A 14,333-nucleotide genomic window follows, 5' to 3' on the forward strand; every position below is an offset into this window, starting at 1 on the left:
CGGGGTAAGCTCGCAACCATGACCGCGAAACGCTCCATCAGCGTCCCCGACGACGTGGCCCAGTGGCTCGACGGCCAGCCCAACGCCAGCGCCGCCATCACCGCAGCCGTCCGCGCGCAGATGGCTGGCACCCAGCTCGACGAGGTGCTGCGCCGCGCCGGCATCGAGGTCACCGACGCCGGCAAGGCTCGCTGGCGCGACCGCCTCGCCACCCCCATCCCCGATGAGGCCCTCGCCGAGGGCCAGCGCCTGCTCGACGAGGCCGCGTGAGCGGCGACCAGGTCGCCGTCGTCCTGGACGCCACCGCGCTCGCCGCGTACGTCGACGGTCAAGTCGCCGTCGGTGAGCTGATCGCCGAAGTCGCCGACGAGGGGCGCACGGCAGGCGTGCCGGCAGTCTGCCTCGCCGTCGCCTACGCCGCCACCAGCAGCGAGGTCAGCACCGCCCTGCTCACCCTCCTGACCACCACCCCGGCCGTCACCGTGCTACCCCTCGGCGCCGAGCCCAGCATCGACGACGCCCGCCAGGCCGGCGTCCTCGCCCGCGCCGCAAGCGGCGACATCGCCCTCGGCCACGCCGCCCGCACCGCCATCGCCCACCAGGCGCACCTGGCCACCACCGCCCCCACGCCGGCCGCCGCCGTCCTGCCCGCCGGCTGGAGCATCCTCGACCTCAACCAGGTGTAACCCACGTACTGAAGAAGACCCTGCGCAACATGGTCACTTTCGGGTCAACGTTGAGTTCATCGGTGCCCCGTGCGGTGGAAGTTGCAGCAACGGTGGGCTTGCCCGATGCCTGCCTTCGGCAGCGACGGCAGCCGGTGACGGGTGCGGACCGGATCACCGTGGCGGGAGGTGCCCGCAGAGTGTCCGCCGTGCCACACCCTCCGCGCTTGCGTCCTCGCCACGATCGGCGACCAACCGCACCGGCCTGTTGAAGATGGCGAGCAGCAACCCGGCGAACGAAGGTATCCACTCCAAGGCGGGAAGCCGAGATCGCCTTTACCCAGCTTGATCCAGCGGGGCGCGGTCCTCTATGGGCGGCGGACCCGGTGCATGGGTCTCGACGATGTCGAGCAGCACCGTCGGAGGACGCGCGTGCTGATGCGCGGCGGGCCAGGTAACGGGCCGGCGGTGGGCCGAAGCGGGAAGAGCGTGGTGCGGCGCCAATGCCTACATCCGATCACCCCCGAGCGCGGCCACCGGCGCGGCAGCGACCGCGGGTCTACCGGCATTGCGGGGATTGCAGCGAGGCGTAGGGACGGGGCGGCGAGGACCGCTGCGAGTGAGCCGCCGTTGCCAGCTGCTCCGCCGAACGGGTCAGCCGGGCGTCGGCTGATCGGCCCGTGGGTGCTCCGTGGGTGCTCGGATGCCAGCGGCCCCAGATGGATTTCCTCTTTAGATGCTGGATTCCTGCCACGAGCGGCTGCCGACGCGGCAACTACGTTGAGTAACGACCACGCTGACCTGCTAATACTGAAGCGACTCTGCCCGGATCTGCGGACGAGATTCCGGACGGAAGCGCCTTGCGGGCAGCAGTCAGGGGCAGGACCGTCCGCAGTGGATTAAAAGTCCACAGCTCTGCCATTGAGCTAGCGGCCCGCGCGCTCAGGTTACCGGACACTGCGGGGATCGGGCTCGCGGCTGTCGAGCAGCCGTCGATGACTGCCCGGTGGCCGGGTGGTGCCGGGTTGGCAGGATCGACTCGGGCGTCGGTTCGACAGGGGGAGGCAAGCGTGCCGGAAGGCGTACGGGTCGTGGTGCTGGCCGGGGGCGTGGCGGCCACGGGGCTGGTGGCGGGGTTGTTCTTCGCGTACGCCTGCTCGGTCATGCCGGGGTTGGCGGCGACCGACGATCGGACGCTGGTCGGCACCATGCAGTCGATCAACCGGAAGATCGTCAACGGCTGGTTCATCTCGGTGTTCCTGGGTGGGCCGGTGCTGGTGGCGGTGGCGGTCGTCGGGTACTTCGGTGACGGCGGTGCGGTGCTGTGGTGGCTGGTCGCCGCGCTGGTCCTGCACCTGGTGACGCTCGGTGTAACGGCGCAGTGCAACGTGCCGCTCAATGATCAGTTGGACGCCGCCGGGTCGGTCGACGGGATCACCGACCTGGCGGCGATCCGGCGTCGGTTCGAGGTGCCGTGGGTGCGCTGGAACCTGGTTCGGACGGGCAGTTCGGTCGGGGCCTTCGCCAGCATGATCGGCGCGCTGCTGGCCCGGTAGCGTCGCCGCGCACGCGGGACGTCGGCCGGGTGGGGCCGCGACCGCCGGGGCCGCGCACGGGAGCGCCGCCGGTCGGGAGCCAGGTGGACGCGTGGAAAGCGACTGACCGGGTACGGACCGGACATGCGGATCGTGGTGGTGGGCGCGAGCGGCAACATGGGTACGGCACTGCTGCGCCGGTTGTGGCGTGAGCGCGGTGTGGAGATCGTCGGGGTGGCGCGGCGGCTGCCGCACGCGGGGGCCGGTGAGCCGTACGCGGGGGTGCGGTGGCACTCGTGCGACATCGGGCGGGCCGGTGCCGTTGACGAGTTGACCGAGGTGTTCGCCGGGGCGGACGCGGTGGTGCATCTGGCCTGGCAGATCCAGCCCAGCCACGACCAGCAGGTGTTGCGGCGTACCAATGTGGGCGGCAGCCGGAATGTCGTGGACGCGGTGCTGCGGGCGGGCGTACCGGCGCTGGTGTACGCGTCGTCGGTGGGGGCGTACGCGCCGGGGCCGAAGAACCTGCCGATCAGCGAGCGGTGGCCGGCGACCGGGGTGGCCGAGTCGTCGTACAGCCGGGACAAGGCGGCGGTGGAGGAGATGCTCGACGGGGTCGAGCGGACCCGTCCGGAGCTTCGGGTGGTACGCCTGCGGCCGGGGTTGATCTTCCAGCGGGAGGCGGGTACGGAGATCAGCCGCTACTTCCTGGGGCCACTGGTGCCGGTGCGGCTGCTCCGGTTCGGGCGGCTGCCGTTGGTGCCGGCCAACCGCCGGCTGCGGATGCAGGCGGTGCACGCCGACGACGTGGCCGACGCGTACGCCCGGGCGATTCTGGGTGACGCGCGCGGCGCCTTCAACGTCGCCGCGGACCCGGTGTTGACGCCGGAGCTGGTGGCCCGGCACTTCCACGGCTGGACGGTGCCGGTGGCCGCCCCGGTGCTGCGGACGGCTGCCGCGCTGACCTGGCGGGCCCGGCTGCAACCGGTCGACGCGGGGTGGGTGGAGTTGGCGTTGAACGCGCCGCTGATGTCCAGCGAGCGCGCCGAGACCGAGCTGGGCTGGCGGCCACGCGTGGACGCGGTCACCGCGCTCAAGGAGTTGGTGGCGGGCATGGCGGAGCGCGCCCACACGGCCAGTCCGCCGCTCTCCGCCACCCCCGACCTGCCCGGCCGTCCCGCCGCCCTCCTCAAGGCCCGCCCCGCCGGCCAGGGCAACCCCTACTGACTCAGCGGATGGTGGAGGCGGTGATGGTGGGGCCGGAGCCGGCGCCCTGGTAGAAGATGCCGGGGTGGGTCTGGAAGCCGTGGCTGGGGTTGCGGCGCAGGGTCGACTTCTCGATGCGCAACGTGCCGGTGCGGTTGTTGCTGACGAAGAAGATCGCCCCGCCGCACTCCTTGGCGTCGTTCCCCTCGATCAGGGTGCCGGCGACGCGGACCGAGAATTCGTTGCCGTCGGCGTAGATCGCGCCGCCGCTGCCGCCGCCGGGAGTGCCGGAGCGGGCCGGGTTGGCGCCGGTGCCGACGGCCGCGTTGTCCCGCAGCACGCTGTTCAGGATGACCCAGGAGACGCCGATGCTGCTCAGTGCGCCGCCGTTGGCGCAGGTGCCGCCGGTGAAGGTGCTGTCGACCACGTACACCGGTTGGCCGTCGTGCTGGTCGAGCACCCGGATGGCGGCGCCGCCCACGTCGGGGCCGGTGCGGTCGCAGCGGTTGCCGACGAAGTGCGAGTCGACCACCTTGAGCCGCCCGCCGCGTACGAAGATCGCGCCACCGCCGCCACCGTCGACGCGCTGGCCGGTGGCGTCGCCGTCGGCGAAGGTCAGGTTCTGCACGGTGAGCTGCGGGTGGTCCTGGTTCTGGCAGCGCGCGGTGGTCCAGCCCTGGAGCGGGTCGCAGGTGTTCATGTAGAGGATGCGGCGCTTGCCCTGCCCGCTGAGCGTGATCTTGCCGCCGCCGTCCAGCACCACCTTCGGGCCGTTGGCGTTGCGGACCTTCGCGGTCGCCGCCATCGTGATGGTCACCGGGTCGGGGCCGCAGTCGAAGGTGATGATCCCGCCGGCCGCGACCGCCCGCACCACCGCTGCCGAGGTGCAACTGGCCGGGGTGCCGTCACCGATGGTGCGGGTCGGGTTCGAGGTGTCGACGGCCTGGGCCACGGCGGGCACGGGGGCCGCGTCGGCCGGGGGCGCGCTGTCGCGTACGCCCGGGTTGTCGGCCGACCGGGTCGGGTCGGCACCGGCGGCGGGGGTGCCGAGCGCGGCGGTGCCGGACGGGCTGGTCTCGGCGCTCTGGTGCTGTCCGGGCGGTGCCTCGGAGGTCGGCTCGGCGGGATCGCCGCCGGCCGGCTGCTGGACGCTACGCGGGTCGACGCGGGGTACGGACGGGCCGCCGCAGCCGGTCAGACCGACGGCGACACCGAGCGCGACCACGGGAGCGAGGGATCTGAGACGCACCAGGTGATGCTAGAGCCTGCGCGGGGGTCCGCGACCGGTCGCGGACCCCGTGGTGACTCTCAGGTGATCGGTACGTGGTGCAGGTGCCGGCGGCGGCGCAGCCGGACACTGAACACCCCTGCCACGGTCACGGTCAGCAGCAGCGTCACCGCCAGCCCGTGCAGGACGCCCCGGGCCAGGTAGCCGTCGTCGGCGTGGTCCACCGCCCAGGTGGCGATCTCCCGGCTGGACCAGAACGGGGTGAGCTTCGCGCCCTGACTGGCCGGGTCGAGCAGCATCTGCATCGCCACCACGGTGAGCAACAGCAGGGTGCCCTCCAGTTCGCGGGGCAGCAGCGCGCCGATCAACATGCCGAACGGCGCGGCCACCATCACGCAGCAGAGCATCGCCACGGCGATCCCGGCGTACCGCAGGTTGGTCGTGTCGAGCACGGTGAGCAGGAAGAACGGCACCGCGACGGTCAGTCCGAGCGCCCACAGGCCGAGCATCCGGCCGAGGTACAGATGGTGCGGCCGGTAACCGGCGAGCCGGAGCCGGGGTTCCAGCTCGCGGGCGGCGCTGGTGGCGAAGAGCGCGGCGGTGCTGACCGCCCAACTGATGCCGAGGAACAGCGCCCGGATCGACTGCCCGACGTGCGAGTCCCGCCGGATCATCCAGAAGACCAACGGCATCAACAACAGGAGCAGGAGTACGCCCCGACGACGCGCCAGTTCCCGCAACGTCATCTCGGCGACGGTGAGCAGCCGCTTCACGCCCGACCTCCCTGCTCGGCGGAGGTCAGGTCGAGCACGATGTCGACCCGGTCGAGTTGGTTGAGCAGGTGCGTCACCACCACGATGGCCTTCCCCTCGTCGCGCAGCCGGGTCAACTGGTCCCAGAGGTTGACGTAACTGCCCTGGTCGAAGCCCTGGTACGGCTCGTCGAGCAGCAGCACGTCCGGTTGGGCGAGGGTGGACATGGTCAGGTTCAGCTTCTGGCGCGTACCGCCGGAGAGGTGCCGGGCGAGCACGGTGCCCTCGGCGTCCCAGCCGAGGTTCCGGGCCGCCGCCCGACCGGCCTGCCGGGCCGGGCCACGGGCCACACCCTGACCGGCGCCGACCAGCACGAAGTGCTCGTCGGGGAGCAGGAAGTCGGCGGTGCCGCCCTGCTGGGGGCAGTAGCCGAGCCGGCCGGAGACGGTCACCTCACCGCTGTCCGGCGAGATCAACCCGGCGCAGATCCGCAGGAAGGTGCTCTTGCCGCAGCCGTTCGCGCCGACCACGGCGGCGATCTGCCCGGCGCGTACGGTCAGCGAGGCGTCCCGCAGCACCGGATGCCGCCCGTACCGCTTGGTGATGCCCTTGGCGGACAAGCGCACCGGCCCGGGACGCGGGCCGGGCGCGGTGCCGATGCTCTCCACGATCGCGGCGGCGTAAGTCTGCGGCGGGCCGAAGACCTGCCACGGGTCACCGCCGCCCTCGCGCAGGTGTGTGGCGGCCTCGGCGACCACGTGCCGGGCGGCGTCGGTCGCCACCCGCCGCCTGTGCAACTCGGCCGCGAACCCCCGCAGCCAGTCGTCGACGTTCACCCCTCGACCCCCTTCGAGACGATGTCGGTCACCGGCGCCACGAACGTCAGCCAGGCGTTACCGCCATTGTGCAGCGCCGCCCGCCCGTCGTCGGTGAGCTGGTAGTACTTGCGGGCCGGACCCGACCCGCCCTCCCGCCACTGCGCGGTGACCAGACCGGTGCGCTGCAATCGCAGCAGCACCGGATAGAGCGTGCCGCCCTGGATCGGTCCGACGCCCGCGGCGTCGAGCGACTGGGCGAGCTGGTAGCCGTAGGACTCGCCCTCGCGCAGCAGGGCCAGCACGCAGAGGTCGAGCACACCTCGCAGCCACTGCCCACGACGATCGGGATCCACCCGCCGAACCCTAGTGGCGCTACCTAGATGGCACAACTACCTAGTTGCGCACAGCGGCGCCTCGGGACCACGGTGGTGCCTCGGTCCTGGCGGCGCCTCGGGACCACGGAGGTCCCGAGGCGGTGGCGGGTCAGCTCGGCACGACGTCGGAGATCACCACGGTGACGTTGTCCGGCGCGCCGGCCTGGTGGGCGAGCTTCACCAACTGCTCACCGCACTGGTGGCGGTCGGTGTGCAGGCTCAGCGCAGCGGCGATCGCGTCGTCGGTCACGTAGTCGGAGAGCCCGTCACTGCAGAGCAGCAGCCGGTCGCCGGCCGCCACGCTCACCGAGCCCATCGTCGGCGGGGCGTCCGCGCCCTGCACCGCACGCGTCACCAGCGACCGCTGCGGATGGTGCCGGGCCTGCTCACGGGTCAACGTGCCCTGGTCGACGAGCGCCTGCACGAACGTGTCGTCCCGGGTCAACTGCCGCAGCCGGCCCTCCCGCAGCAGATAGCAGCGCGAGTCGCCGACCTGCGCCAGCACCAGCGTGTCCCCGGCGAGCAGGGCCGCCGTGAGCGTCGTGCCCATGCCGTCCCGGGCGGGCTCGGCGGCGATCGCCGCGTGAATACGTTGGTTGGCGGTGCTCACCACGGCCCGTAGCGAGTCGGTGGCGGCGTCCGGTGCGGTGGGCGGGATCAACTCGTCCAGGATCCGGATGACGATCTCGCTGGCGACCTCACCGGCGGGCAGCCCACCCATGCCGTCGGCCACCGCGACGAGGCGCTCACCAGCGAGCGCGGAGTCCTCGTTGTTGGTGCGGACCAGGCCGATGTCGTTGAGGATGGCCGAGCGGAGGATCAGCGTCATGGGTCAAGCTTGCCAAGAACACCCTTCCCGCGTCTCTACGCACTACTGCGTAGGGTTGAGGAATGTTGCCGATGTCCATGGTCGGGCGCGCCGACGAGCTGGCTGAGCTGGGCCGAGTGTGGTCCACCGTGGCTGGTCGGAGGCGTCGAACACCGGCCGTCGTGGTCGTCACCGGCGGCGCGGGCGTCGGCAAGAGCCTGTTGGTCGCCGCCGCGCTGGACGAACTCACCCCACGACCGGCGATGGTGCTCAGCGGCGCCGCCCGGGTGCACAGTCCGGCACCGTACGACTGGCTGGCCGCCGTGCTCAGCGGACGCGACCCCGACCGGCTCGACCTGCCGGCCGACACCGTGCCGCCGGACGCGCTGGCCTGGCTCGCCCAACAACCCACCGCGCCACGCGAGCGCTACGCCCCCGGCACGCTGCTGCGCCTCGCCGTACGTGCCGTCCGGGCGCTGGTCGGCACCGGCCCGGCCGTCCTCGTGGTCGAGGATCTGCACGCGCTCGACCCGGCCAGCCTCAACCTGATCGGCGAACTCGCCACCGCCCCCGGACTGCCCGCCCTGCTGGTGGTGGCGACCCGACCCGCCGCGCACGCGGTCGCCCCGGAACTCGCCGGCCGCACCCTGGCCCGGCTCTGCGGCGTACCCGGGGCGGTGCGCCAGCACCTCGGGCCGCTGCGCCCGGTCGAGGTGGCCGAGGTGCTGACCCAGGTGTACGCCGGCCACCCGCTGCCCGGTCGACTGGTACGCGGCGTCTGGCGGAGCACCGGCGGCAACCCGTACGCGCTCACCGAGCTGCTCGCCGCGTACGCCGGACAGCCACCCGAGGCGCTGCTCGCCCCGGTCGACGTCCCGCCCGCGTTCGACGGACGGCCTCGGCCTGCCCGTCGAGGTGTGCCGCCGTTCGACGCCGACGGTGGGCGGGCGGCGTCGGGGCTGTCGCGTACGCCGGAGTCGTCGGGGGCGTCGGCGGGCGGTACCGGACTGTCGGCCGAGTTGACCGGGCGGGAGGTGGAGGTGCTCGACTGCCTGGTCGCCGGGATGTCCAACAAGCAGGTGGCGAGCGCCCTGGGCATCTCGGTGCGGACGGTCACCGTGCACGTGTCCAACCTGCTGCGCAAGACCGGCTCGGCCTCGCGTACCGAGGTGGCGCTCTGGGCGGTACGCCAACGGCTCGCCGAACCCACCCCCGCCGAGATGTAAGGAAGGGACCCTTCCTATACACGAGGCGTTAGCAGGGGGCCCTTCCTTACATCCGGGGGTAGCGCAGGAGCAGGCTTGCGGCCACCTCCTCGTCGCCCACGGCGGCGTAGAGGTGCGGCACGTCGGACGTCCAGCGCAGGTGGCCACCGGCGGCGACGGTCAGCGGCGCGTCGACCGGGCCGGCGCGCAGCACCCCGGCGAAGACGGTCACGTGCTCGGTCACCCCGGGTTGGTGCGCGGGGGAGAGCTGGCCGGGGCCGGGCGCCACCCGCATCCGGTACAGCTCGTACGTCGCGTCCGAGTCGTCGAAGACCTCCAGCAGCGTCGCGCTGACCGCCGCGCCGCGTACGGTCGGCCCGGCCGACGGCCCGGAGAGCACGGCGGTCAGCGGTACGCCGAGCTGCGCGGTGATCGCGTACAACGTCTCCAGGGTGGGGTTGCGGACGCCGTTCTCCAGTCCGGAGAGCGTCGCCTTGCCCACTCCCGCCAGCCGGGACAGCGCGGAGAGCGAGATGCCGCGCGCCTCGCGGAGGGCGCGGACCCGCTGGCCGATCGCGGCGGTGTCCGAATCTGGTGGTGGCTGCGACATCCCGATATGGTGCTACACGCCGCTGTTCCGTAAACGGAACGGTCGGGAAGGGGTGGGGTCATGGCGGGACGGACACAGCCGATCCTCGCGGGGGTGGTGACCGCGCTGGTCGGGTTCGCCAGCTCGTTCACGGTGGTGCTTGCCGGGCTGCGCGCGGCCGGCGCGAGCGAGGCACAGGCCGCCTCCGGGCTGCTCGTCCTCTGCGTCGCCTCCGGGCTCTGCGCGGTCTGGCTCGGCCTGCGCCACCGGATGCCGCTGAGTATCGCCTGGTCCACGCCGGGCGCGGCGCTGCTCATCGCGACCGGCCCGGTGCCCGGCGGGTGGCCGGTCGCCGTCGGCGCGTTCCTCGTCTCGGGCCTGCTCATCGTCGCCGCCGGCCTGTTCCCGGCCCTCGGCCGCGCCGTCGCCGCGATCCCCAAACCCATCGCCGGGGCGATGCTCGCCGGGGTGTTGCTGCCGCTCTGCACCGCACCGGTACGCGCCCTCGTCGACGTGCCGCACCTCGCCGCGCCGGTGCTGGTCTCCTGGTTGGTGCTGCACCGCTTCGCCCGGCGTTGGGCGGTCCCCGGGGCACTGGTGGTCGCCGCCGTCGCGATCGCGCTGACCACGTCGGGCGGTGGCACCGGTGGACTGCGGCCGGTGTTCACGCTGACCATGCCGGCGTGGAGCCTGTCGGCGCTGATCGGTGTGGCACTGCCGCTGTTCCTGGTGACCATGGCCGCGCAGAACGTGCCCGGCACCGCCGTCCTGGTCGGCTACGGTTACCGGCCCCCGCTCGGCTCGGCGCTGCGGACCACGGGACTGGCCAGCATGGCCGTGGCGCCCGCCGGTGGTCACGCGGTCAACCTGGCGGCGATCACCGCCGCGCTGGCTGCCGGACCGGACGCGCACCCCGACCCGGACCGCCGCTGGATCGCCTCGGTGACCGCCGGCATCGGGCTGGCGATGCTCGGATTGGGTGCCGGTGCGGTCACCACGCTCGTCGGTTGGGCGCCACCCGTACTGATCGAGGCGGTCGCCGGACTGGCTCTGCTCGGCGCGCTGGCCACCGCCCTGACCGCGGCGCTGGCCGATCCCACGGCCCGGGAGGCCGCCGTGGTGACCCTGGTGGTCACCGCCTCCGGGGTGTCGCTGATCGGCATCGGCGGCGCCTTCTGGGGCCTGGTGGCCGGCTGCCTGATGTTCCTGATCTTCCGTCCCCGCCGCCCCACGCCGACGCTGTCGACCCCGGTCACCGAACCCGACCGGCCTGCTGCCGCGCCCGCCCCGACCGCCGGGTCCGTCCCGACTCAGACGTCGTGAGCGGGCCGAGGCGGGGTCAGTCCTCCGGAGGGAGGTCGGCGGCGAGGACGTCGAGCCGAACCTCTCCGTCGACGACGGTGTTGATCTGGTCGGCCAGTACGTAGACGGCACCGGTGGGGACCAGTTCGGTGGAGACCTTCAGGTAACCGGTGCGCAGCAGGCGGGCGGCCAGGTCCGCAGGAACGTCGGGTTCCTCCGTGGCGGCGGACTCGATCAACTCGTCCAGGCTGCTGCCAGGGTCGGCGGTGGGCGCCTGCACGGTCACGGCGTTCGGGTCACCGCGCTGGACCAGGTCCACCGTGCCGACGTCGAGGCCGGCGGCGTCCACCACCCGCATGCCGGTGGTGACCCGCGAGACAGTGGTCTGTTGATCGATGCCCTGCTGCTCCATACTCCGCGCGGTTCCCGCCCCCCACTGCTCCTAAACCACCCACCCCATCCGGTACGCCCCACCCCTCCGCCTTGTCGATCAAGAAGTTCGGGTCGCGTTCGCGGCGGTGGCGAGACGAAAACTTCTTGATCAACCCGGGCTGGGGGTGGAGGGTGGGGGGGAGGGCCAGGGGGATGGGGGGCGGGGGGAGAGTTCGCGCCAGGTGTCGGGGCCCTGGAGCAGCGCGCGGACCGTCTCCTCGGCGTCGTCGACGGTGTCGTACTCGTAGAACCGGGATGCGCCCTCGGCCCCGCCGGCACGCTGTTCCACGTACCAGCGATCGGCGTCCGCCCGGAGGAAGACGTCCCGTCGGGCCAGCCGCCCCCATTTCCCGTTCCACCAGTGCTTTCGCTGCTCCATGGCGGGACTCTATCGAACATGTGTTCGACATGGGGCGGCCCCTGCGGGATTCCCACAGGGGCCGATGTGCGGGTGCCGGGTTCAGCGCCCGGTGGGCGGTTCCTCCCGGCGGCCGAGCACGTCGTCCAGGGCGCCGCGCTGCTGAGCCGGGGTGGTCCGGCCGGAGGCGACCAGGGCGTCCCGGATCTCGGTGAGCAGCTTGACCTCCTCGCTCGGTGCCGAGGGCGGCGGCTCCTCGCCCCGCTTGCGGCGCTCGGCCAGCTTGTTCATCGGGAAGACGACCAGGAAGTACAGCGCCGCCGCGGTGAGCAGGAACGTGATCAGCGCGTTGACGAAGGCGACCCAGTCGAACGGGATGCCCTGGATCTTCGGTGCGGTGCCCTCGATTCCTTTGTCGTTGCCGGTGATCAGCACCACGAAGACGCGGATCAGCGGCTCCAGGAACGACTTGGTGAGCTGCGTGACCACGCCGGTGAACGCGGCGCCGATGACGACGCCGACCGCGAGGTCGACGACGTTGCCGCGCATGATGAAGTCTTTGAAGCCCTTGAGCATCCGTAACTCCTGAGGTGTCCGGTATTTCGTCGAGGACAACCTATGCCTTGGGTGCGGACTCCAGGAAAGCACCGGCCTCCCGGGCCGCCAGCTCCGGGTCGCCGGCCCGGATGGCGGCCACCAGGCGGGCGTGGTCGACGTGCCGGTCCGGTGTCAGGGCGTCGCCCATGGCCTGCGCGACGGTGCTGCGCAGGGCGGTCGCGACCGAGGCGTAGAGCTCGGCGAGCATGCCGTTGTGCGCCGCCGCGACGACGGCGGTGTGCAGCGCCACGTCGGCCTCGACGAACGCGGCGACCTCGCCGCCGCGCCAGGCCGCGTCGCGGGCCGCCAACGCGGCGTCGAGGGTGGCCAGGTCCTCGGCGGTACGTCGGCGCGCGGCGAGCCGGGCGGCCTCCACCTCGAAGGCGCGGCGTACCTCGATCACCTCGGTCATCCGGTCGTCGGTGAGGCGGCGGGCCACCACGGGTGCCAGTTCGTCGGTGGAGAGCACGTAGGTCCCGGAGCCCTGTCGGCACTCCAGCACCCCGGCGTGGGCCAGTGCCCGGACCGCCTCGCGGACCGTGTTGCGCCCCACGCCGAGATCCTCGACGAGTTGCGGCTCGGTCGGGATGCGGCTGCCCACCGGCCACTCGCCGGCCAGGATCCGCCGCCGCAGCCGGGCGATGGTCTCGTTCGTCCGTCGGCCCCGGGGCGGGACGGCGGAATCAATCGCTGGTGGCACTGGTTACAGCCACTCGCCGAAATTCATCCCATGATTGTAGGTTCGAGGTCATGACTCCGCCAGCCGCCGGCACCCCCGCCACCACTGCCCCGACCGCCGGCGCCGCACCCGCTGCGACCGGGACCGCTGACGCCGGAAACCCGGTGGGCGGGGCGCATCGGGCGCGTGCCGGGTGGCTGCTGCTGGTCGGGATGCTGCTGGTGGCGCTGAACCTGCGGGCCGCGATGACCAGCCTCGGCGCACTGCTCGACGAGGTACGCGTCGGGTTGGCGCTCTCCGGCGCGATGGCGGGTGCCGTCACGACCCTGCCGGCCGTGGCGTTCGCCGGGTTGGGTGCGACCACGCCGTGGCTGGTCCGGCGGCTCTCCGCCCCGCGACTGCTGGTGCTGGCGATGATCGCGCTCACCGTCGGGCAGGTGCTGCGGGTGGTGACCGGGTCCGCCGTGGTGTTCCTGGCCACCAGCGCGCTCGCGCTGGCCGGTATCGCGGTGGCGAACATCCTGCTGCCGATGCTGGTCAAGCAACACTTCCCGCACCGGACCGGCCTGGTCACCGGGGTGTACATGATGACGTTGACGGTGGGGGCGACGGCGGCTGCCGCCGCTGCGGTGCCGGTGGCGCACGCCTTCGGCTCGTGGCGGGCCGGACTGGGTGTCTGGGCGGCGCTCGCGGCGGTGGCCGTACTCCCGTGGTTGCCGGCGGCGCTGCGGACCGGTGGGGCCGCGCGGCGGTCGGGTCGGCACGGCGGGCGGGCGCGTCTGCGGATCAGTCCCGCGCGCACCCGGCTCGGCTGGGCGATGGCGCTCTATTTCGGCGCGCAGTCACTGAGCGCGTACGCGATCATGGGCTGGCTGGCCGTGCTGTTCCGGGACGCCGGTTTCCGGCCGCAGGACGCCGGCCTGCTGCTGGCCGGGGTGACCGCGCTCGGGGTGCCGATCGCGCTGCTGATGCCGACGCTGGCCGGTCGGCTGAGCGACCTGCGGCTGCTGGTGCTGGCGTTGACCGCCGCCTCCAGCGTGGCCTACCTGGGGCTGGCGTTCGCGCCGCGTGGCGGGGCGGTGCTCTGGGTGGTGCTGCTGGCGTTGGGGCAGGGTGCCTTCCCGCTCATCCTGGCCACCATCGGGCTGCGGGCGCGCACGGCCGACGGGACGGTCGCGTTGTCGGCCTTCACGCAGAGCGTCGGGTACCTCATCGCGGCGCTCGGGCCGCTGCTGGTCGGGATCCTGCACGAGTCCACCGGTGGGTGGACGGCACCCCTGGGCTTCCTGCTGGTCGCACTCGCCGTGCAGACCGGGGCAGGAATCGTCATCGCTCGCCCTCGGTACATCGAGGACGAGCGAGGCCCGGCCGTGGCCGGTGGGTAGCGCGGTGGAGTCAGGAGGAGGTGGTGGGTTCCCCCGCGACCGCCTCGTCGACCGTCGGATAGGTGTGCAGGACCTCCACGAGGCCACTCACCTCGAGGATGCGCAGCACGCCGCGTTGTGGCGCGGCCAACCGGACCACCCCGCCGGCCTCGTCGGAGCTGTTCTTCGCGCGGACGAACACCGACAGACCGGTGGAATCGCAGAACGAGACATCCGACAGGTCGAACACGAGGCGGCTGCGCCCCTTGTCGAGCAGGTCGGTGATCTGGTCCTGCAGTTGCGGTGCGGTGGCCATGTCCAGTTCACCTGCGACCGACACCACGACCACGTCACCGCGTTGCTCCGTGTGCACCGTCAGGGACATATGCCAGACCTCCTGTTTATCGGAGGAACGGTATCC

At 72.5% G+C, this 14,333-nt stretch carries 18 protein-coding genes and 1 pseudogene; 8 read left to right on the forward strand and 11 right to left on the reverse strand.

The annotated features are described in order from the left end of the window. Positions 1 to 18: 18 nt before the first annotated feature. The 5 genes and pseudogenes from ABZ738_RS04650 to ABZ738_RS04670 all read left to right on the forward strand — a co-directional run bounded on the left by ABZ738_RS04650 (position 19) and on the right by ABZ738_RS04670 (position 3,427). A complete protein-coding gene (locus ABZ738_RS04650) occupies positions 19 to 270 on the forward strand; it encodes a hypothetical protein (protein WP_357211017.1) in 252 nt (83 codons plus the stop codon). Further along, positions 267 to 686, forward strand: a complete 420-nt coding sequence (locus tag ABZ738_RS04655) for a hypothetical protein (RefSeq protein ID WP_357211018.1) — start codon at positions 267 to 269, stop codon at positions 684 to 686. Before ABZ738_RS04650 ends, ABZ738_RS04655 begins: the two co-directional genes overlap by 4 nt. A 369-nt stretch (positions 687 to 1,055) precedes the next feature. Continuing rightward, positions 1,056 to 1,258, forward strand: a pseudogene (locus tag ABZ738_RS04660) (hypothetical protein). 477 nt (positions 1,259 to 1,735) lie between these two features. Further along, a complete protein-coding gene (locus ABZ738_RS04665) occupies positions 1,736 to 2,221 on the forward strand; it encodes an anthrone oxygenase family protein (RefSeq protein ID WP_357211020.1) in 486 nt (161 codons plus the stop codon). 123 nt (positions 2,222 to 2,344) lie between these two features. Then, positions 2,345 to 3,427 carry an NAD-dependent epimerase/dehydratase family protein gene (locus ABZ738_RS04670; protein ID WP_131057732.1) on the forward strand — a complete coding sequence of 361 codons (1,083 nt, stop codon included), beginning with the start codon at positions 2,345 to 2,347 and terminating at the stop codon, positions 3,425 to 3,427. A gap of 1 nt (position 3,428) precedes the next feature. Here ABZ738_RS04670 and ABZ738_RS04675 read toward each other — a convergent pair whose 3' ends face one another. The 5 genes from ABZ738_RS04675 to ABZ738_RS04695 form a co-directional block, all read right to left on the reverse strand. Then, positions 3,429 to 4,655: a hypothetical protein gene (locus tag ABZ738_RS04675; RefSeq protein WP_357211023.1), complete on the reverse strand. Its 1,227-nt coding sequence runs from the start codon at positions 4,653 to 4,655 to the stop codon at positions 3,429 to 3,431. A 59-nt stretch (positions 4,656 to 4,714) separates the two neighbouring features. Next, positions 4,715 to 5,407 carry an ABC transporter permease gene (locus ABZ738_RS04680; RefSeq protein ID WP_357211025.1) on the reverse strand — a complete coding sequence of 231 codons (693 nt, stop codon included), beginning with the start codon at positions 5,405 to 5,407 and terminating at the stop codon, positions 4,715 to 4,717. After that, the gene (locus tag ABZ738_RS04685; RefSeq protein ID WP_131056970.1) at positions 5,404 to 6,222 is read right to left on the reverse strand and encodes an ATP-binding cassette domain-containing protein; all 819 of its coding nucleotides are present in this window, start codon (positions 6,220 to 6,222) and stop codon (positions 5,404 to 5,406) included. The genes ABZ738_RS04680 and ABZ738_RS04685 overlap by 4 nt, the downstream gene beginning before the upstream one ends. Beyond that, positions 6,219 to 6,557, reverse strand: coding sequence for a PadR family transcriptional regulator (locus tag ABZ738_RS04690; RefSeq protein ID WP_131056968.1), 339 nt, complete (start codon positions 6,555 to 6,557; stop codon positions 6,219 to 6,221). The genes ABZ738_RS04685 and ABZ738_RS04690 overlap by 4 nt, the downstream gene beginning before the upstream one ends. Before the next feature lie 130 nt (positions 6,558 to 6,687). Then, positions 6,688 to 7,407 carry a PP2C family serine/threonine-protein phosphatase gene (locus ABZ738_RS04695; protein WP_357211029.1) on the reverse strand — a complete coding sequence of 240 codons (720 nt, stop codon included), beginning with the start codon at positions 7,405 to 7,407 and terminating at the stop codon, positions 6,688 to 6,690. Positions 7,408 to 7,469: 62 nt separating this feature from the next. Here ABZ738_RS04695 and ABZ738_RS04700 point away from each other — a divergent pair, with 62 nt between their 5' ends. Further along, on the forward strand, positions 7,470 to 8,612 hold the full coding sequence (locus tag ABZ738_RS04700; protein WP_357211032.1) for an AAA family ATPase: 1,143 nt from the start codon (positions 7,470 to 7,472) through the stop codon (positions 8,610 to 8,612). A gap of 46 nt (positions 8,613 to 8,658) precedes the next feature. Here ABZ738_RS04700 and ABZ738_RS04705 read toward each other — a convergent pair whose 3' ends face one another. Continuing rightward, positions 8,659 to 9,201: an XRE family transcriptional regulator gene (locus ABZ738_RS04705; RefSeq protein WP_176092300.1), complete on the reverse strand. Its 543-nt coding sequence runs from the start codon at positions 9,199 to 9,201 to the stop codon at positions 8,659 to 8,661. Positions 9,202 to 9,261: 60 nt separating this feature from the next. Here ABZ738_RS04705 and ABZ738_RS04710 point away from each other — a divergent pair, with 60 nt between their 5' ends. Beyond that, positions 9,262 to 10,503, forward strand: a complete 1,242-nt coding sequence (locus ABZ738_RS04710; RefSeq protein WP_176092301.1) for a benzoate/H(+) symporter BenE family transporter — start codon at positions 9,262 to 9,264, stop codon at positions 10,501 to 10,503. Between the two features lie 16 nt (positions 10,504 to 10,519). Here ABZ738_RS04710 and ABZ738_RS04715 read toward each other — a convergent pair whose 3' ends face one another. The 4 genes from ABZ738_RS04715 to ABZ738_RS04730 form a co-directional block, all read right to left on the reverse strand. Next, the gene (locus ABZ738_RS04715; protein ID WP_162854399.1) at positions 10,520 to 10,879 is read right to left on the reverse strand and encodes a hypothetical protein; all 360 of its coding nucleotides are present in this window, start codon (positions 10,877 to 10,879) and stop codon (positions 10,520 to 10,522) included. A gap of 144 nt (positions 10,880 to 11,023) precedes the next feature. Further along, positions 11,024 to 11,293: a hypothetical protein gene (locus ABZ738_RS04720; RefSeq protein WP_176092302.1), complete on the reverse strand. Its 270-nt coding sequence runs from the start codon at positions 11,291 to 11,293 to the stop codon at positions 11,024 to 11,026. 81 nt (positions 11,294 to 11,374) lie between these two features. Further along, entirely contained in the window at positions 11,375 to 11,848 is a 474-nt protein-coding gene (gene mscL, locus ABZ738_RS04725; RefSeq protein ID WP_357211037.1) for a large conductance mechanosensitive channel protein MscL, read from the reverse strand. A 40-nt stretch (positions 11,849 to 11,888) separates the two neighbouring features. Then, positions 11,889 to 12,569: an FCD domain-containing protein gene (locus ABZ738_RS04730; RefSeq protein ID WP_357211040.1), complete on the reverse strand. Its 681-nt coding sequence runs from the start codon at positions 12,567 to 12,569 to the stop codon at positions 11,889 to 11,891. Between the two features lie 50 nt (positions 12,570 to 12,619). Here ABZ738_RS04730 and ABZ738_RS04735 point away from each other — a divergent pair, with 50 nt between their 5' ends. Next, the gene (locus ABZ738_RS04735; protein ID WP_357211043.1) at positions 12,620 to 13,933 is read left to right on the forward strand and encodes an MFS transporter; all 1,314 of its coding nucleotides are present in this window, start codon (positions 12,620 to 12,622) and stop codon (positions 13,931 to 13,933) included. 10 nt (positions 13,934 to 13,943) lie between these two features. Here ABZ738_RS04735 and ABZ738_RS04740 read toward each other — a convergent pair whose 3' ends face one another. Continuing rightward, positions 13,944 to 14,297, reverse strand: a complete 354-nt coding sequence (locus tag ABZ738_RS04740; protein WP_131056589.1) for an STAS domain-containing protein — start codon at positions 14,295 to 14,297, stop codon at positions 13,944 to 13,946. Positions 14,298 to 14,333 lie beyond the last annotated feature (36 nt).

The organism is Micromonospora sp. NPDC047793 (genome assembly GCF_040642635.1).
Lineage (GTDB): Bacteria > Actinomycetota > Actinomycetes > Mycobacteriales > Micromonosporaceae > Micromonospora.